General features: G+C 31.2%; 16 protein-coding genes, 1 tRNA gene and 2 rRNA genes. 4 read left to right on the forward strand and 15 right to left on the reverse strand.

Annotated elements, in window-relative coordinates:
• Positions 1-7: 7 nt before the first annotated feature.
• Genes MKD34_RS07380 through MKD34_RS07390 form a run of 3 tightly spaced genes read right to left on the reverse strand, consistent with a single transcriptional unit; the run spans position 8 to position 3,673 of the window.
• Positions 8-1,300 (reverse strand): MFS transporter, encoded by a 1,293-nt coding sequence (locus MKD34_RS07380; RefSeq protein ID WP_240218906.1) that lies wholly within the window; start codon positions 1,298-1,300, stop codon positions 8-10.
• A complete protein-coding gene (locus tag MKD34_RS07385) occupies positions 1,297-2,502 on the reverse strand; it encodes a CCA tRNA nucleotidyltransferase (RefSeq protein WP_240218907.1) in 1,206 nt (401 codons plus the stop codon). Before MKD34_RS07385 ends, MKD34_RS07380 begins: the two co-directional genes overlap by 4 nt.
• Before the next feature lie 7 nt (positions 2,503-2,509).
• Positions 2,510-3,673 (reverse strand): nucleotidyltransferase, encoded by a 1,164-nt coding sequence (locus MKD34_RS07390; protein WP_240218908.1) that lies wholly within the window; start codon positions 3,671-3,673, stop codon positions 2,510-2,512.
• A 126-nt stretch (positions 3,674-3,799) separates the two neighbouring features.
• Between MKD34_RS07390 and MKD34_RS07395 the strand changes: the two genes are divergently transcribed.
• From MKD34_RS07395 to MKD34_RS07405, 3 genes are read left to right on the forward strand one after another with little or no spacing between them, the layout of a single operon-like run.
• Complete coding sequence (locus tag MKD34_RS07395; protein ID WP_240218909.1) at positions 3,800-4,567, forward strand: type III pantothenate kinase; 768 nt, start codon at positions 3,800-3,802, stop codon at positions 4,565-4,567.
• Positions 4,568-4,588: 21 nt separating this feature from the next.
• Positions 4,589-5,248, forward strand: coding sequence for a molybdate ABC transporter substrate-binding protein (gene modA, locus MKD34_RS07400; RefSeq protein ID WP_240218910.1), 660 nt, complete (start codon positions 4,589-4,591; stop codon positions 5,246-5,248).
• Complete coding sequence (locus tag MKD34_RS07405) at positions 5,245-5,895, forward strand: molybdate ABC transporter permease subunit (protein WP_240220097.1); 651 nt, start codon at positions 5,245-5,247, stop codon at positions 5,893-5,895. Before modA ends, MKD34_RS07405 begins: the two co-directional genes overlap by 4 nt.
• Before the next feature lie 20 nt (positions 5,896-5,915).
• Here MKD34_RS07405 and frr read toward each other — a convergent pair whose 3' ends face one another.
• The 9 genes from frr to MKD34_RS07450 all read right to left on the reverse strand — a co-directional run bounded on the left by frr (position 5,916) and on the right by MKD34_RS07450 (position 14,346).
• Positions 5,916-6,476, reverse strand: a complete 561-nt coding sequence (frr, locus tag MKD34_RS07410; RefSeq protein ID WP_240218911.1) for a ribosome recycling factor — start codon at positions 6,474-6,476, stop codon at positions 5,916-5,918.
• Positions 6,477-6,491: 15 nt separating this feature from the next.
• Positions 6,492-7,208, reverse strand: coding sequence for a UMP kinase (pyrH, locus tag MKD34_RS07415; protein WP_040406508.1), 717 nt, complete (start codon positions 7,206-7,208; stop codon positions 6,492-6,494).
• A 75-nt stretch (positions 7,209-7,283) separates the two neighbouring features.
• Positions 7,284-8,171 (reverse strand): translation elongation factor Ts, encoded by an 888-nt coding sequence (tsf, locus tag MKD34_RS07420; RefSeq protein WP_023052244.1) that lies wholly within the window; start codon positions 8,169-8,171, stop codon positions 7,284-7,286.
• Between the two features lie 92 nt (positions 8,172-8,263).
• Complete coding sequence (rpsB, locus tag MKD34_RS07425) at positions 8,264-9,007, reverse strand: 30S ribosomal protein S2 (RefSeq protein WP_023052245.1); 744 nt, start codon at positions 9,005-9,007, stop codon at positions 8,264-8,266.
• 114 nt (positions 9,008-9,121) lie between these two features.
• Positions 9,122-9,853, reverse strand: a complete 732-nt coding sequence (gene pgeF, locus MKD34_RS07430) for a peptidoglycan editing factor PgeF (RefSeq protein WP_240218912.1) — start codon at positions 9,851-9,853, stop codon at positions 9,122-9,124.
• Complete coding sequence (gene aroF, locus MKD34_RS07435; protein WP_240218913.1) at positions 9,844-10,863, reverse strand: 3-deoxy-7-phosphoheptulonate synthase; 1,020 nt, start codon at positions 10,861-10,863, stop codon at positions 9,844-9,846. Before aroF ends, pgeF begins: the two co-directional genes overlap by 10 nt.
• Positions 10,864-10,889: 26 nt before the next feature.
• Positions 10,890-13,670, reverse strand: coding sequence for an ATP-dependent DNA helicase (locus tag MKD34_RS07440; protein WP_240218914.1), 2,781 nt, complete (start codon positions 13,668-13,670; stop codon positions 10,890-10,892).
• 88 nt (positions 13,671-13,758) lie between these two features.
• On the reverse strand, positions 13,759-13,926 hold the full coding sequence (locus tag MKD34_RS07445) for a 4Fe-4S binding protein (RefSeq protein WP_023052384.1): 168 nt from the start codon (positions 13,924-13,926) through the stop codon (positions 13,759-13,761).
• 135 nt (positions 13,927-14,061) lie between these two features.
• Positions 14,062-14,346, reverse strand: coding sequence for a hypothetical protein (locus tag MKD34_RS07450; protein WP_240218915.1), 285 nt, complete (start codon positions 14,344-14,346; stop codon positions 14,062-14,064).
• A 210-nt stretch (positions 14,347-14,556) separates the two neighbouring features.
• Here MKD34_RS07450 and MKD34_RS07455 point away from each other — a divergent pair, with 210 nt between their 5' ends.
• Positions 14,557-14,991, forward strand: a complete 435-nt coding sequence (locus MKD34_RS07455) for a MarR family winged helix-turn-helix transcriptional regulator (protein WP_240218916.1) — start codon at positions 14,557-14,559, stop codon at positions 14,989-14,991.
• 37 nt (positions 14,992-15,028) lie between these two features.
• Here the strand turns inward: MKD34_RS07455 and rrf are convergent.
• The 3 genes from rrf to MKD34_RS07470 all read right to left on the reverse strand — a co-directional run bounded on the left by rrf (position 15,029) and on the right by MKD34_RS07470 (position 18,323).
• Positions 15,029-15,145 (reverse strand): 5S ribosomal RNA (gene rrf, locus MKD34_RS07460).
• 49 nt (positions 15,146-15,194) lie between these two features.
• A 23S ribosomal RNA gene (locus MKD34_RS07465) occupies positions 15,195-18,111 on the reverse strand.
• 136 nt (positions 18,112-18,247) lie between these two features.
• Positions 18,248-18,323: transfer RNA gene (locus MKD34_RS07470), tRNA-Ala, on the reverse strand.
• Positions 18,324-18,326: the final 3 nt, after the last annotated feature.

Consider the following 18,326-nt stretch of genomic DNA (forward strand, 5'->3'; position numbering starts at 1 on the left):
ACTCCTCCTATTCATTATATTTAAAATAAAATACATATGAGATTACAAAAGATACTGCTGAAAATATTGCCGATGAGTATATACCAAACTTCGTTACCTCTCCACTTCCTCTTAAAACAAGCATCAATGGTAATACAACTATTGATACTAAAAATGCCATTTTTAAGAAAAATCCTTGAATTCCAAAGCAAACTCCTTCGATTCTATTATTTATTCTTTTACTTATTTTTTCACTTATATCACTCATCATTGCTGGTGGGAATATAAATGCTGCTCCTGATATTGGTATTCCTAAAAGTCCAAATATTAAAAATCCATATTTTACAGGTATTACTTTTCCTAATAATGATAAAGCTATTGTTAATATTATTAGTCCAACTAAAGATCCTAACATAATTTTTCTATATCCAAATTTTCTAGATAATTTATTTACTGGATAAAAAAATAAAGCTGATGCTCCAAATAATAAAGCTGATGCTATCGTTATTGTCTCTTTTCCATATCCCATTATATCCTCTACATAATAGTTCATCATGGCTCTTAAAGAATTAAATCCTACAAAGAAAAATAGTAATCCTAATAAATAATTCCTAAAATCTTTATCTTTTACTACTTCTTTTAAAATTTCTTTAATATTCCCGACATGTTCAACAGGTCTTGAGTATTTTTTTTCTGGAACTAAAAAAACAGTTACATACAGTCCTAAAACACATAAAATACTTAATGAAATAACCATTCCTCTAATCCCAACTAATGTATCTCCTTTACCAAAATACTTAATTAGAACCCCTGGTAAAATCATTGCAACAGCACTATATAATAATCTAAAAACTGATTGCCACGTTGATAGATTCAATCTCTCTTCTGAATTTTCTCCAATTTCTGGTATTAAAGCATTATACGGAGCTCCTACAATTGTATAAAATGTAAAAAATAAAGATCCTATAAGTGCTAAATAGATAAATGTCCCTTTTTCACTTATCATTGGTGGATAGAAAAAGGCTACTGTTGTTATAGCCAAAGGAATGGCTCCCACAGCAATAAATGGTATTCTTCTCCCCCATCTACTATTAAATTTATCTGATAAATATCCTACTACTGGATCTGAAATCATATCTACTACTCTTGAAATAGCTAATGCCAATGATATTAAAACAGGTGTTAAAAATGGTTTAAGACCTGAGTTTTCTGGTGGAAGATAAAAATATAAGATCCATTGTGCAAATATTTGATCCACAATGGCATAACTTACTCCTACTCCATAAAATATCTGTGTTGTTAAAGGTATTCTTCGCTTCAAATTTTTTCCTCCTCTATCAATTTTAGTAAATAATTTTTCTGGTTTAATTCAGGATTTTTCAATACTATATCTAAAGATTTTTCCAATAACTCTTTAATTTTTTTTCCATCTTTTATTTCTAAATCTAATATATCTTTTCCCGAAATTGCTAACGCCTTCATAAAAATAGGTTCATTATTTATTAGAATTTCATTGAATTTCTCTTTTATTAAAGATATATTATCTCTCAAATTTTCTATTTTTAATATATTTTTGAAATCTTCTAACCCTATAGTCATAATCATCTTTTTTATTTCATATTTACTACTAATATTTTTTATTTTTTCTAAATTTTCAATTATATTTAAAATTGATTTTTTACTTTTATTATCCAATTTTAAATAATTTAACTCATCTTTACTTTTATTAAAAATAACTACTAATTTTAGTACTAAAGATTCTTCCAATAAAAATAAGCTATCTATTTTATCTAAATCTTCTAATACCTCATTTAATTTTATATTTTTATGTGTCTTTGGAAATAACTCTTCAAAAACTCCTAATTCATATAAAGATTTAAAAGAATTACTTGAATTTTCTCCTTTTAGCATCTTAAAAAACTCATCTTGAACTCTTTCAATAGAAACTCTTTTTATCTCATTTTTACACTCTTTTATCTCTTGTTTTGTTTTCTCTAATATCAATAATTTTTTTTCCCCTGCTATTCTTATACCTCTTAATATTCTTAACGGGTCCTCTTCTATTCTTTTTTTTCCATTTCCAACAAATCTTAAAACTCTATTTTTTATATCATCTATTTCTACTTGTGATAAATAAATCAGATTACTTCCATTATAAGCTATAGCATTAACCGTAAAATCTCTTCTCTTTAAATCCTCATAGATATCATTAATAAATTCTACTTCGGCTATATTTCTAAAAGATGTAAATGTTACATCTTTTCTTAACTTTGCAATTTCGTAACTTTTCCCATTATAAACGATTTGAATTATTCCAAAAGCTTTTCCAATCTCTTTTGGTGAATAATCTTTAAAAATATCTTTTAACTTTGAATAATCTATATCTGTACAAAAATCACAATCTTTAGGAGTTAAACCTAATAGATAATCTCTTATATAACCTCCTACAATATATCCCTTACCATGAGTATTTAAAATATTTAAAATTTCTTTTATATCTTTTGTTAATTTTATTCTATCCATAGTACCTCTACTTTATAATTATAGGTATTTTTCTATCCTCATACGGATTTACCATTGCATAAATTTTACTTGCTACTTCATTTTGTTCTAATAAATCTAAGGAATCTTTCTCTAAATATTTTTGTATATTTTTTAATGAAGTCAAAACTTCCACTTCTTCATCTTTTAATTTTTTTAAATAATTTTGCCCTTTTTTAGTAAATCCTAAAACTCTTATATAAGGAATTTTTTCTTTTACTCTTTCTATTTGTTCTTTTTCTATTCCTAACAGTATATGAATTAAAATTCTCTGAACTCTTCCCTGAGTATATCTTTTACTTTTTATTTTTTCAAAAAAACTTTCAAATTCTTTACAAGAAAAAGCTGCCTCATATATTCTATTTTCATATCCCTGTTCAATATCTTGAATTCTTTCTAGTTTTTCTTTTTCTAAAAGTATTCTATGTCTTATAAGTGGATAGAAATCTTGTAGTTTTGCAAAGCTATTTTTTTCTAAACTCTCCTTTAGTATCTCATATGTTGTAGTTGGTACAACATCTTTTATCTCTTCTCCAGATTGAATTTTTTTTCTAATACCAGTGGCACTAGCAATTCCGTCCTTTATCTCTTCTGAATAATATCCACTCTTTTCTCTCTTTATAGCAATTGGTTCTATTTTACTTTTCCAAAATTTTAAAGCCTTGATATATTCAACACCTAAAATATCATTAGAATCTAACTCATCTATTTTATCTAATATCTTTAAAGTATTTGAATAAGCTGTTGGATAAGAATGTCCCTCTTTCAATTGTTTTTTTAGTTCTACTTTAAACTCCTCTTGCTCTTCTAAATCTCCTCTTTCTATTAGTTTTTTTACATCCCCAGTTTCAGACCCAAAAACCAGTTTTTCTATATTCATTAAATTTAATATTCCTATTGCTCCTCTAGCAAATATTTCTGCACTTTGTGTTGAATAGAATATCGGCAACTCCACTACTATATCAACACCATTTTTTAAAGCTAACTCTGCTCTTGTCCATCTATCTATAAAAGCTGGTTCTCCTCTTTGGACATAATCTCCACTCATAACAGCAACTACAATATCACCGTGCTCTTTAGCCTTTAAACAATGATATTTATGTCCATTATGGAAGGGATTATATTCTACAACTATTCCTACTGATTTTTTCATATAAACACCTCTTACTCTATTTACTACATTATAATTCATTTAAATAATTTATCCGAGAAAAATTTACATTTTTTAAAATATAGTTTATAATATGGATTATCTAAATTTTTATTAGGCGGTGATTACATGCTTTTAGCTGTAGATATTGGAAATACTCATATTGTTACTGGTTTACTTAATCCAAAAGGAGAAGTTCTACTTAGCTTTAGAGTATCTTCAAACGAAAAATTAACTGAGGATGAATACTTTTCATACTTGAAAAATATATGTGATTTTAATGGTGTTGAAATTAAAGAATTAAATGGAATTGTTATTTCATCTGTCGTTCCAAATTTAATTGGAATATTTCAATTTCTAGGAAGAAAATACTTTAAAATTGAACCTATGATCATAGATTTAAATTTAAAACTTCCATTTTCTTTTGCTGAAAATCTTCAAATAAACGGTTTTGGTGCTGATAGAATTATTGATATTGCCCAAGCTATAATTGATTATCCAAAGAGAAACCTTGTTATATTCGATCTTGGAACTGCAACTACATATGAGGTTTTAAAAGATGGAGTTTATATTGGAGGTGGAATTTTACCTGGAATAGAGATGTCTATTAATGCCTTATTTGGAAATACTGCTAAGCTTCCTAAAGTTAAATTTAGCACTCCGGAAAGTGTTCTTGGTAGAAATACTGCTGAACAAATTCAAGCTGGAATTTTCTATGGATACGCTGGACAATTAAAAAATATTATACATGAAATAAAAAAAATTGTTCCTGATCCATATATTATAGCTACAGGAGGCCTAGGAAAAATTCTTTTTGCAGAGATTCAAGAAATCGATGAGTATTGTCCAGAATTAAGTATTAGAGGCTTATATACTCTTTATCAAATGAATAAATAATATTAACTAATGGGGGGATTTATGAAAAATATTATTTTTATTTTCATTATTTTATTTCAATCTATTTTTTCTAAAGAAATTTTAGTAAGTGGTGCAGCGTCTTTAAAAGAGTATTTAGAAAAAAATATTCAAGAATACAAAGCTATAGATCCTGAATTAACTATCTCTTTAAATTTAGGAGGTTCTGGAACTTTAAAAAGACAACTAGAACAGGGTGGAGATGTTGATATTATTTTTCTTGCTAACAGAGATTATATGATTGATTTAAAAAATAATAATTACATATTCAATGAAGAAGTTATTTTAGAAAACTCTTTAGTTTTAATAAAAAATAACAATACATCTTCAAATAACGGTGTTTTAGCTATTGGTGACCCTAAGTATGTTCCTGCTGGTCAATATGCAACTGAAGTTTTAAATAATCTTCCATTAAAAGATTACTCTTTAGTATACGGAAAAGATGTTAGAAGTGTACTTTCCTATGTTGAATTAGGAGAAGCTGATTTTGGTATAGTTTATTTAACTGATGCAAAGTTGCTAAAAAATTCTAAAGTTATTGAAGTTTTTCCAACAAATCTTCATAAACCAATTGAATATTCAATTGGTATTTCAAAAACAACTAAAAATAAAGAGGATGCTGAGAAATTTTTAAAATTTTTAAGAGGAAAAGGTTGGGAATGATTACACCTCTTAAGTTATCTTTAAGTATTGTTTTTTTATCTCTAATATTTAATTTACTTTTTAGTATTATACTTTATTTTTCCTTTAATAATAAAAATAATCTAAAAAAAATAATAGAATTTATAGTTACTTTACCTATTTTTTTACCCCCTTCTGTTATTGGATATATGTTGATTATTTTTTTAGGAAAAAATAGTTTTATTGGAAAAATTTTTTATAATCTTTTTAGCTTTAGATTTATATTCTCTTTTGAAGGAGCAGCTATTGCTGCAATAATAGTTTCTCTGCCTATAATATATCAAGGTGTTAAAGTTGGGTTTGATACTATTGACAAAGCTTATATAGAAACAGCACAATGCCTTGGGATTTCTAAATTAAATATGATTAAGTACGTTTACCTTCCACTAAGTTATCGAAAAGTTTTTTCTAGTGTTATCTTGGGAATTGGTCGAGCTTTTGGAGAATTTGGTGCAACTATTTTAATTGCCGGAAATATTCCTGGAAGAACACAAACTTTACCATTAGCTCTATACTCTGCTATTGAGTCTGGCAATTATTCCTCAGCTAATGAAGTTTTAATAATTTTATTATTTTTTAGTGGTTTATTTTTAATATTATATATTTTACTTACAAAAAAAGAGAGCTAAGTTTAGCTCTCTTTTCAATATTATACAGTTGTAATCTCTTTTTCTTTTAAAGCAAGAAGTTGATCAATTGTTTTAATTGTTGCATCTGTTAACTTTTGAACATCATCTTCAAATCTCTTTAAATCGTCCTCAGTTATTTCTCCTTCTTTCTCTAACTTTCTTAAGTTATTGTTCATATCTTTTCTGATATTTCTAACAGCAACTTTTCCATTTTCTGCTTCAGTCTTAGCAAATTTTACATACTCTTTTCTTCTATCAGCAGTTAACTCAGGTATCATTAATCTAATAACTTTTCCATCATTGTTTGGAGTTAATCCTAAGTTTGAAGTCATTATAGCCTTTTCAATTGTAGGTATAACTGATTTATCCCAAGGATCAATTACTAATAATCTAGCTTCTGGAGCTGATACAGTTCCAACTTGATTTAATGGCATTAATGATCCGTATTGCTCTATTTTTATTCCGTCTAACATTGAAACGTTAGCTCTACCTGCTCTTATTGATGCAAATTTATGCTTTGTAGATTCGATAGCTTTATTCATTTTATCTTTACAATCATTCATTATTACTTGTGCGCTCATTTTACCCTCCTAAAATTATCCGTTTATTACTGTTGTTCCTATTTTTTCACCAAGAACTACTCTTTTTATATTTCCCTCTGTTAATGAATCAAATACAACTATTGGTAACTTATTTTCTCTACATAAAGAGATTGCAGTTGCATCCATAACTTTTAAATCTTTATTTAAAACCTCTGTATAAGTAACATCTGTATATTTTTTTGCATCAGCAAACTTTACAGGATCCTTATCATAGATTCCATCAACTTTAGTTGCTTTTATTACAACATCTGCGTTAATCTCTATCGCTCTAAGTGCTGCTGCTGTATCAGTTGTGAAATAAGGGTTACCTGTTCCACCACCAAATATTACAACTCTACCCTTCTCTAAATGTCTTTGAGCCTTTCTTTTTATGAAAGGTTCAGCTACCTTTGGAATTTCGATTGCAGTTTGTACTCTTGTAGGTACTCCTAATAATTCAATTGCGTTTTGAAGAGCCAGTGAGTTTATAACTGTTGCTAACATACCCATGTGATCTCCAGTTACTCTGTCTATTCCTTGTTCAGTTCCAGATAATCCTCTAAATATATTACCACCACCGATAACTATTCCTACTTCTACTCCTAAGTCTGCTATCTCTTTTATTTGTTTAGCATATGAAGTTATTGTCTCTGAAGAGATTCCAAATTCTTGGTCTCCCATTAAAGCTTCTCCACTTAATTTTAATAGAATTCTATTATAAATTGGCTTCATCTCAAAACTCTCCTCTATTATCATATTTAGCTTAAAAAAAGGGGGTGCTAAGTCGCACCCCTATACTTTGTTGTATTACGCGTTAAGTTGAGCTGCAACCTCTGCTGCGAAATCTACTTCTTCTTTTTCGATTCCTTCTCCAACTTTGTATCTAGCGAAAGAAACTACTTTAATATCTCCTGCGTACTCTGCAACTGTCTCTTTATTTTCAGCTTTTACGAAAATTTGGTCAACTAAACAGCTCTCCTCATAGAACTTGTTCATTTTTCCAACTAAAATCTTTTCGATAATTTGAGCAGGTTTTCCTTCAGCTTCTAATTGCTTTCTAGAAATCTCTCTCTCTCTATCTAAATCATCTGTTGTTACAACTGATCTGTCAACATATTTAGGATCCATAGCTGCTACGTGCATTGCGATATCCTTAGCTTTAGTAATGTTAGCTTCTGTTGCTTCTCCAGTCATCTCAACGATAACTCCTAATTTTCCTCCTAAGTGGTTGTAAGTAGTTACAAACCCTTCAGTAGTTACTTTTTCAAATCTTCTTAGAGACATGTTCTCTCCGATTTTTGCGATTAAGTTAGTTATAGTTGTTTCAACTGTAACTCCATCAATCTCAGCAGCTTTTAAATCTTCAACAGTTTTGATCTCTGGTCTTAAAGCGATCTCTACCATTTTTGCTCCTAAAGCTTTGAACTCATCGTTTTTAGCAACGAAGTCTGTCTCAGAGTTAAACTCTAATACTACTGCTGTTTTGTTATCAGCAGAAACACCGTCAAATATTAATCCCTCTGCAGCTGTTCTTCCTGATTTCTTAGCAGCTTTAGCAATTCCTTTCTCTCTTAGTAAGTCTATCGCTTTTTCGATATCTCCGTTTGTTTCTCCTAATGCTTTTTTACAATCCATCATTCCAGCACCAGTTCTATCTCTTAGTTCTTTTACTAATTTTGCTGTAATCTCTGCCATTTTTTCCTCCTAAATTTTTAGAATTTCTACATATCTATATAGTACAAGGAATTGAGGGCTATGCCCTCAATTCCATTAAATTCAAGTATTTATTACTCAGCTGATCCTTCTTCAACAACGATTTCGTCGTTTGAAACTGCAGCGTTTTCTTTTCCTTGGTTTCCTTCGATGATAGCGTTAGCCATTACAGAAGCGATTAACTTTACTGATCTGATAGCGTCATCATTTGCTGGAATTGGGTAAGTTATTAAATCAGGATCTACGTTTGTATCGATCATAGCGAATACAGGGATTCCTAATTTAGCAGCTTCTACTACTGCTAAAGTTTCTTTCTTAACGTCTACTACGAATATAGCAGCTGGAACTTCTTTCATATCTTTAATTCCTGATAAGTTTTTAGAAAGTTTTACTAACTCTTTTCTGAAGTTAGAAGCCTCTTTTTTAGTGTATGCTGTATCTAATGTTCCATCAGCATCCATTCTTTCTAACTCTTTTAATCTCTCTACTCTAGTTTGGATAGTTTTGTAGTTTGTTAACATTCCACCTAACCATCTGTTGTTTACGTAGTACATTCCTGATCTCTCAGCTTGATCTTTTACAGCTTCTTGAGCTTGCTTTTTAGTTCCTACGAATAAAACTTTTCCACCGTTTGCTGCGATTTCTCTCATTACAGCATAAGCTTCCTCAATTTTCTTTAAAGATTTGTGTAAATCGATTACGTGGATTCCGTTTCTCTCAGTGAAGATGTACTTAGACATCTTTGGATTCCATCTCTTAGCTTGGTGTCCAAAGTGAACTCCAGCTTCAAGTAATTGTTTCATAGTAATTACTGCCATTTTTTAATTCCTCCTAATTTTGGTTATTTCTTCCACTGATCTCAAAACTAAACATCCCCTAAGGGCACCTTGTTTAGAAATAATCAATGTGCATTTTATTAGCAAATTATTGTATCACTTTTTTCTATTTTTGTCAACAAATATATATGCTCCATTTCTTCCTGAATCTTCTTTTTCTCTTCTATAAGAATGAAAGTTATCTCTATATGTACATAGGTTATTAGTTATAATATTTTTTTCTTGTACTCCACTCTCTTTCATAAGATTATAATTAAATTGTTGATTATCAAAATAATATTTATTCTCTTTTTTTAAAAAAACTTTTTCTAACAGTTTCTCATTAAACTTCCTCTTAAATTTCAAGTAAAACTCTTCTGATACTTCATAATTCTCAAGAGATATTCCTACTCCAAATGCTACTACAATATTTTTTATTTTACTATTAAATTCTTTTTTCATCATTTCAATAGCTTTTAAACCAATATTCTCAAAACTTCCTGCCCATCCTGAATGAACACATCCAAAAGCACCATTTTCAGTATCATATATGTATATGGGTAAACAATCTGCATATTTTGTAAATATAACTACATCATCTCTTTTAGTTATAAATCCATCTGTATCTTCTGAATAAATTATCGTTTCTTCATCTATAACCACAATATTTGACGAATGTGTTTGAAATCCTGAATAAATTTTTTTATCCTCTATATTTAATATAGACTTAATTTTATTTCTATCCTCTTCTTTTTTCACATCTCCAAAACTTTTAGTTGTATAAATTGCCTTTAATCCTAACTTTGAAAACTCTTCAAGCTCATAATAAAATTCTTTATCTATAAACATTTTAAACTCTCTTTAAATTCCAATGTTTTTTTCATTTTTTTACATAAAACTTCAAACTCTTGAAAATTTAAACTTTGCTCTCCATCTGATAAAGCACATGCTGGGTTTTGATGTATTTCTACCATTGCACCATCTGCTCCTGCTAATATACATCCTAGTGTCACTGGTTCAACTAAAGATTTCTTACCCGTTCCATGACTTGCATCTATTATAATTGGAAGATGAGATTTTTCTTTTAAAAGTGCTACACCATTTATATCAACAGTATTTCTAGTTGCGATTTCAAATGTTCTAATTCCTCTTTCACAAAGAATAACTTTTTCATTACCAAAAGCAACTATATATTCTGCCGCCATTAAAAACTCTCTTATTGTAGCACTTAATCCTCTTTTTAAAAGAATAGGTTTATCTGTCTTTCCTAGTTCTTTTAATAAGCTAAAATTTTGCATATTTCTAGCTCCAACTTGAAATATATCTGTATATTTTTCTATCAACTCTATATCTCTAGTATCCATTACTTCTGTTACCATTACAAGGTCATATTTATCACATGCTTCTCTCATATATTTTAGGCCCTCTTCTCCTAAACCTTGGAAGTCATATGGAGATGTTCTTGGCTTGAAAGCTCCACCTCTTAAAAATTCTCCTCCATTTTCCTTTACAACTTTAGCAATGTCCATTATCATCTCTTTATTTTCAATTGAACATGGCCCTGCCATTAGAATTAAATCTGTACCACCTATTTTCCTACCTTTTATTTCTATAAGGGTATCCTCTTTTTTAAATTCTCGACTAACGAACTTAAAAGGTTTTCCTATCTTTATAATCTCTTTAACTATTGAGAATTCCTTCAATTCTTCCTTAGTTAGCCCATCTTTTTTTCCCATTATTCCTATTTTTTTTATGCTACCATCTAAAATCTCTAAAGCTCCATGTCCTGTTTTTTGTATAAATTTCTTCAGCTCTAAGATTTCTTGAGATGTAGCACTTTCTTTTAACACTACATACATTTTTATCACCTAATTTTTTATTATTATTATATCATATTTATACCAAAACAGTGCTTTTTAAATTCACATTTTAAACATTTTTCTTCAGATAATCTTTTTTCTGAAAACATACCGTTAGATATCTGCTCTGTTATTGAATCAAAATCTTTTAAAATTTCTTCTTCATCACCTAAAGTATATGGTATTTCAATTTTATTCTGATTTTTTACAAAATATATATAGCCACCCAAAACCTTTTTCTCACTATTCATTGATAATAAATAACAGTATAGCTTTATTTGAGCTATATAATTTTCTAGACTTTCATTATCTAAATTATCTGACCCTGTTTTAAAATCAATTATTTTTAAATTTTCTCCATCTTGTATAATCAAATCTAATTTTCCTTCTATTGTGTAATTTTCTCTAAATACAAATAAATTTTTTTCAACATCTACTATTTTCATTTTTATCAAATCATTATTATAATAATTCAATATTTGATTTAGTCCTTTTTTTAAAACATCATTATCTAAATATAAATTTTCTTTCTTTTTCATCATTTCATAACTAGAGTAATATCTATTCTCTATTTCTTCAATATTTAAATATTTATTATTAATTATAGTTTTATTTATATACTCTAAACTTTCATGAATTAAGTTTCCATAAAAATTTTCAATTGTTTTCTTTCTTTGAAAATCATAAATTTTATTCAATTTATATCTATAAGGACATTCTTTGTATTTTAGTAAATCTCCAGTATAGGAGTAACTATCTTTTATATCTATAGTACTTGTATTTTCAATATCTAATTCTGAAAATTTTAAATCTCCTGATAAAATATCTGGAATACTTTCGTAAACTCTTTTAAATGGCAGTGAAGGGACTTGCCTTTTTCCTTTATTACTTTCAACACAACTTAGTATTAATAAGTTTTTAGCTCTTGAAAAAGCAGTATAATATAATCGCCAAAAATCAAAATCTTTTATTCTATATTCTGGTTCAAAATTATTATATGGTATATACTTTTTTTCAAGTTCTCCTTCATCATCTCTATCAACTTCAGGAATGCTTTCTAAAGAACCTACTATAACAACAGGAAACTCTAATCCTTTTGATTGATGAATTGTTAAAAATGATACAGCACCTTTAGGAGCATATTCTTTTATATCCTCATATTCATCTACACCATTTTGCTTTAAAAATTTTAAATGCATTGTAAACAGATAGTCCCCAATTTTTAATATATTTTCACTAGTTAAATTTTGAATTTTCGAAATTTTATCTGCTTTTTCAATAATTTTAGAAAATATTCCTAAATTATATAATGCTCTATTTTGTAAAACACTATTCTCTTCATTTTCAAATATATTTTTGAAACAATTTAACGCTATTATTTCATAATATAAACTCAATAAATTTCCTTTGTTTTTATTTATATTTTCATATTCATTTTTAAGAATATCTAAATCTTTTTTTAACTCATTATCTATTTTTATCTTTTTTTCTATAGAATTTAAACATTTTTTATAATAATCCAAAATTTCTAATTTATATTCATTATTATAAATCTTGCTATCTGCTCTCAATAAAATATATAGAAAAATACCTATAATCAATATAATTTCTTCTCTATTAAAAAATAAATTTGATCTAGGTGAATAGACACCAATTCCTTTATATTCTAAATAGTGGGCTAAGGAAATTATTCTTTTGTTCCTTACTGATCTGAATAAAAAAGCTACTTGATTATAATCAGTTATCTTCTTTGAGTTTTTCATAAAAATTAAAAAATTAGCAATCCTTTCCTGCCACTTATTTTCAGAATTTTCTACTGATAATTTTACAACTCTTGTTCTGTCAATATTTTTATCTTTAGGCACAATCAATTCTTTTGAATGTCTAAATTCATCCCAATATAGACTATCTATCCATTCTTTACAGAAATTAACAATATCTTTTTCAGATCTATAGTTCACTTCCAATTTAACAATTTTACAAACCTTTCCTACTCTTCCTTCAAACTGAAGAATATTTCTAATTGTAGCTCCTCTAAATCTATAGATTCCTTGATCATCATCCCCCACTACACAAATATTTTGATTTTCTCCACCTATTAAAAAAATTAATTTTTCTTGTATTGTATTAGTATCCTGATATTCATCAATCATAATATATTTTATTTTTTCTTGAAAATTTTTTAAAATTTTAGAGTTTTCATTTAAAATTCTATAAGCTTCACATTGAATCATTGAAAAATCTATAACATTTTCTTCAAAAAGAATTTTTTTATATATTTGATAACTTTTTGCTAAAAAACTATCATCATTTACTTCTAATCCCTCTTCACTAAATCTATTAAACCATTTTATTAAACTTTCTCCAATTTTCCAGTTTGTTAGATAACTTTTATTTTGAAAGAATTCTTTAAAGCCTTTAATATCTTTAAAAAATTTTAACTTAGAAAAAATAAAAAATTTTTGATCTACATTATCTAAAACTCTATATCCTTTTTCTAAATTTGAGTATTCTATATTTTCATCTATTATTTTTAAGCAAATGGAATGGAGGGTTCCTATATACAATCCTTCTAAATATATTTTTTCATTTTTTAATCTATTTCCTATTCTTGTTGTTAACTCTCTTGCAGCCCTTTCTGTAAATGTAGAAACTAATATTTCATCTGGTTTTATGTTTCTTTCTTTTATCATATAAACCATTCTCTCTACTAAAGTTCTTGTTTTCCCAGAACCTGGACCAGCTATTATTAGTAATGGTCCATCAATATTTTCTACTGCTTCTTTTTGACTTAAATTCAAATTCATAATAACCGTCCTTTTTATTTTAGTATACAAAAAAATACAAAAAAAATAAAGCTTAGGTTTTACCTAAGCTTTAAACTTCTGTTTATAACTATGCTGTTATTGCTGATACTGGACAAACTCCTGCGCAAGCTCCACAATCTACACAAGCCTCTCCAATTTCATATTTTCCATTAGCGTCAGCTGATATTGCTGATACTGGGCAAGTTCCTTCGCAAGCTCCACATCCAATACAAGTATCTTTATCTATTACGTGCATTCTAAATACCTCCTGATTTTTTATGTTTCTATACTTACTATACCCAATTAAATGGAAAAAGTCAAGATAATTTGGTTGAAAAAAATACATTTTTTTCTTAAAAATTTGATTATCAAATCTTAGAATAAACTAAACTTAATCTTTTGAATTATCTTTTATCATTTCATTTCTTATCTCATCATTATTTTTAAATTCATCCTGTAATTTCTCATAATATTTTTGAGTAGCCTCTTGAATTGAAACCCCATTTTTTTGTGAATATGCTTCTATATTTTTTTGATCTATCGCCTGTCTTTCTTGTAAATTTCTTTCATAATCAAAAGATTTCTCACTTTCACCAAAAGCTAAATTTCCTACTAATAAAGTTCCAACTAACATCATTAAATTAAATTTTTTCATTATTAAATTAAATTTTTTCATTTTTTCCTCCTGATATATAACCTTTTCAATTATTAAACACAATATGAAATACTTACATTTTTCATTTCTTATCTACAACTATTTTAACTGATTTTAGAACAAACAAATAGATAGTATGTTCATATATGAATAATTCACCCTTTTTATTTACTTTTGCGATATTAAAAGGTATTATAAAGTATATTAAGATAATTAAATCGAGGTGGTTTTATGAAAAATAATGAAGGTTCTATTTTCCTTATATCTGCAATTAATAAAGAAATAAATTTCCTTTTTGATAATTTTCTTTCTGAACTAGAAATAACTAAAACAGAAAGCATGTATCTAAGATTAATTTATAATAATCCTGGTATAACACAATATGAAATATCAAAATTAAGAAAAATTGAAAAATCTTTAGTTACAAAATATATAACTAATCTAGAAGACAAAGGATTAATAGAAAAAAAATTACTTGATAAAAGAAAAAAAGGATTGTATTTAATAGAAGATGGTCAAAAAGCCATTAAGTTTATTGATGATTTTATTCCTGATTTACAAGAGAAATTTAAAGATATTTTTACCAATGAGGAATCTAAATTCTTTAATAATTTATTAAAAAAATTAAAACTTCGTCTTGAAGAAGTAAATGAAAGAGAGTCTTAAAAACTCTCTTTTTAATTTTTTACAAAAAATAAAAAAAGATTGGCAACTTCCTATCCTCCCAGGGGGCTGCCCCCCAAGTACTTTCAGCGTTTATGGGCTTAACTTCCAGGTTCGAAATGTTACTGGGTGTACCTCCATAGCTATCGTTGCCAATCAATATTTATTTGTGTTCTTGAACACTTGAAACTATATAGTAGTATATTAAGGTTAAAACTTCGATATATTAGTATTGGTCAGCTAAAAGTCTCACAACTCTTACACCCCCAACCTATCAACCTCCTAGTCTCGAAGGTATCTTAAAGAGTACTTATCTTGAAGTCAGTTTCCCGCTTAGATGCTTTCAGCGGTTATCTGTTCCAAACGTGACTACCCAGCTGTGCCACTGGCGTGACAACTGGTACATCAGAGGTTTGTCCATCCCGGTCCTCTCGTACTAAGGACAGATCTTCTCAATACTCTAACGCCTACAGTGGATAGGGACCGAACTGTCTCACGACGTTCTGAACCCAGCTCACGTACCGCTTTAATGGGCGAACAGCCCAACCCTTGGGACCTTCTCCAGCCCCAGGATGCGATGAGCCGACATCGAGGTGCCAAACTCTACCGTCGATATGGACTCTCGGGTAGAATCAGCCTGTTATCCCCAGGGTAGCTTTTATCCGTTGAGCGACGACCCTTCCATTCGGAATCGCCGGATCACTATGTCCTGCTTTCGCACCTGCTCGACCCGTCAGTCTCGCAGTTAAGCTCTCTTATGCCATTGCACTCTGCGGTTGATTTCCATCCAACCTGAGAGAACCTTTGAACGCCTCCGTTACTCTTTCGGAGGCGACCGCCCCAGTCAAACTGCCCACCTAGCACTGTCTTCGAGGGTACAAACCTCAAATTAGAATTCCGACATAGTATGGTTGGTATTCCACCAGTGACTCCGCGTAATCTAGCGACCACGCATCATAGTCTCCCAACTATCCTATACATACGATGCCAAAACCCAATACCAAGCTACAGTAAAGCTCCATGGGGTCTTTCCGTCCTACTGCAGGTAACCGGTATCTTCACCGGTAATACAATTTCACCAGGCCTCCCGTCAAGACAGCTCTCAGATCGTTACACCATTCGTGCAGGTCGGAACTTACCCGACAAGGAATTTCGCTACCTTAGGACCGTTATAGTTACGGCCGCCGTTCACCGGGGCTTCAATTCGGAGCTCTCACTCCTCCTCTTAACCTTCCGGCACTGGGCAGGTGTCAGCCCATATACGTCGCCTTACAGCTTAGCATAGACCTGTGTTTTTGTTAAACAGTCGCCTGAGACTCTTCACTGCGGCCTCTCATAGCTTTGCGTCGCGTGTACGCTCACCATAAAAGGCACCCCTTCTCCCGAAGTTACGGGGCTATTTTGCAGAGTTCCTTAACGAGAGTTAGCCTGTCCGCCTTAGATTTCTCATCCTGACCACCTGTGTCGGTTTGGGGTACGGGCACTAATATCTTTAAAACGCTTAGAAGCTTTTCTCGGCAGTGTGGTATTTGCACCTTCCATCTTACGACTCCTCATCACACCTCACGTTTAGTCTAGCGGATTTTCCTACTAGACCACGCTACATGCTTGAACTGGCACTTCCGTTCGCCAGCGTGCATAACCTCCTGCGTCCCTCCATCACTTGATATCAGTGGCACAGAAATATTAATCTGTTTTCCATTCGCCTACGCAATCTAGCCTCGGCTTAGGACCCGGCTTACCCAGGGGAGACAAACTTTACCCTGGAACCCTTGGTCTTCCGGCGTGGGGGATTCTCGCCCCCATTCTCGCTACTTATTCCTGCATTCTCACTTCTGATACCTCCAGAGTTTCTTGTCGATTCTCCTTCAACGGCCTACAGAACGCTCTCCTACCAGTCGCTTACGCAACTCCACAGCTTCGGTTTATAACTTAGCCCCGTTACATTGTCGGCGCAGAGACTCTCGACCAGTGAGCTATTACGCACTCTTTAAAGGTATGGCTGCTTCTAAGCCAACCTCCTGGTTGTTTGTGAATCTCCACCTCCTTTCCCACTTAGTTATAATTAGGGACCTTAGCTGGTGGTCTGGGTTGTTTCCCTTTTGACCATGGAAGTTAATTCCCATAGTCTCACTCCTGAGCTCTAGAATTATGGTATTCGGAGTTTGATTGACTTCGGTAAGCAGTATGCCCCCTAGGTCATTCAGTGCTCTACCCCCATAATTGAACACTCAAGGCTGCACCTAAATGCATTTCGGAGAGAACGAGCTATCTCCTGGTTCGATTGGCTTTTCACCCCTAAACCTACCTCATCTCCCAACTTTTCAACGGCGGTGAGTTCGGGCCTCCACTGTGTCTTACCACAGCTTCACCCTGGACAGGCTTAGATCACCAGGTTTCGCGTCTACGCCCAGCGACTATGTCGCCCTATTCAGACTCGGTTTCCCTTCGGCTCCGTTAAACTTAACCTTGCCACTGAACGTAACTCGCAGGATCATTCTCCAAAAGGCACGCCATCACCCCAAAGGGCTCTGACCGCTTGTAAGCACACGATTTCAGGTTCTATTTCACTCCCCTCCCGGGGTTCTTTTCACCTTTCCCTCACGGTACTATGCGCTATCGGTAAGTAAGAGTATTTAGCCTTACGAGATATGGTCCTCGCAGATTCACACAGAATTCCTCGTGTTCCGTGCTACTTGGGAGAGATCATACATTTGATACGGTTTACCTGTACGAGGCTTTCACTCTCTACGGCAGGCCTTTCCAGACCTTTCCAGTTCGGCGTATCATAATGTCGAATACCTTGCAGTTCTTCAGACGATCTTCCCGCTACCCCGTAGATGCAACGGCTGCATCCTTGGCACATCTACGGTTTGGGCTCACCCCCGTTCGCTCGCCGCTACTTAGGGGATCGTTTTTACTTTCTTTTCCTCGCGTTACTTAGATGTTTCAGTTCACGCGGTTCCCTCTTTCGTGCTAAGACTCCATCTTAGCAGATTTCTCCATTCGGAAATCTTGGCATCACAGTTCGATTGCAACTCCACCAAGCTTATCGCAGCTTACCACGTCCTTCATCGGCTCTTACTTCCTAGGCATCCTTCGTGTGCCCTTAATATTTTAACCTTGTAATATAATTCATATTATTTAGACAGACTAACTACTCAATTTAAGATTGACTTAAAAATGAATTGTTAGTTAATTTAGAATATTTTCTCAATATCTACTATATAGTTTCCAATGTCCAAGTTTGATAATGTTTTGGTGGAGATAAGCGGAGTCGAACCGCTGACCTACGCAGTGCAAGTGCGTCGCTCTCCCAACTGAGCTATATCCCCATA

This window comes from Cetobacterium somerae (genome assembly GCF_022430525.1).
Lineage (GTDB): Bacteria > Fusobacteriota > Fusobacteriia > Fusobacteriales > Fusobacteriaceae > Cetobacterium_A.

What these genes read in the sequence shown, in the direction of transcription:
- MKD34_RS07440 (WP_240218914.1), bottom strand. Translation starts at nt 13,670, where the DNA reads ATGAATTTGAATTTAAGTCAAAAAGAAGCAGTAGAAAATATTGATGGA.
- rpsB (WP_023052245.1), bottom strand. Translation starts at nt 9,007, where the DNA reads ATGGCAGTAATTACTATGAAACAATTACTTGAAGCTGGAGTTCACTTT.
- pgeF (WP_240218912.1), bottom strand. Translation starts at nt 9,853, where the DNA reads ATGTTTATAGATAAAGAATTTTATTATGAGCTTGAAGAGTTTTCAAAG.
- modA (WP_240218910.1), top strand. Translation starts at nt 4,589, where the DNA reads ATGAAAAATATTATTTTTATTTTCATTATTTTATTTCAATCTATTTTT.
- MKD34_RS07455 (WP_240218916.1), top strand. Translation starts at nt 14,557, where the DNA reads ATGAAAAATAATGAAGGTTCTATTTTCCTTATATCTGCAATTAATAAA.
- frr (WP_240218911.1), bottom strand. Translation starts at nt 6,476, where the DNA reads ATGAGCGCACAAGTAATAATGAATGATTGTAAAGATAAAATGAATAAA.
- pyrH (WP_040406508.1), bottom strand. Translation starts at nt 7,208, where the DNA reads ATGAAGCCAATTTATAATAGAATTCTATTAAAATTAAGTGGAGAAGCT.
- aroF (WP_240218913.1), bottom strand. Translation starts at nt 10,863, where the DNA reads ATGTATGTAGTGTTAAAAGAAAGTGCTACATCTCAAGAAATCTTAGAG.
- tsf (WP_023052244.1), bottom strand. Translation starts at nt 8,171, where the DNA reads ATGGCAGAGATTACAGCAAAATTAGTAAAAGAACTAAGAGATAGAACT.
- MKD34_RS07395 (WP_240218909.1), top strand. Translation starts at nt 3,800, where the DNA reads ATGCTTTTAGCTGTAGATATTGGAAATACTCATATTGTTACTGGTTTA.
- MKD34_RS07450 (WP_240218915.1), bottom strand. Translation starts at nt 14,346, where the DNA reads ATGAAAAAATTTAATTTAATAATGAAAAAATTTAATTTAATGATGTTA.
- MKD34_RS07385 (WP_240218907.1), bottom strand. Translation starts at nt 2,502, where the DNA reads ATGGATAGAATAAAATTAACAAAAGATATAAAAGAAATTTTAAATATT.
- MKD34_RS07405 (WP_240220097.1), top strand. Translation starts at nt 5,245, where the DNA reads ATGATTACACCTCTTAAGTTATCTTTAAGTATTGTTTTTTTATCTCTA.
- MKD34_RS07390 (WP_240218908.1), bottom strand. Translation starts at nt 3,673, where the DNA reads ATGAAAAAATCAGTAGGAATAGTTGTAGAATATAATCCCTTCCATAAT.
- MKD34_RS07445 (WP_023052384.1), bottom strand. Translation starts at nt 13,926, where the DNA reads ATGCACGTAATAGATAAAGATACTTGTATTGGATGTGGAGCTTGCGAA.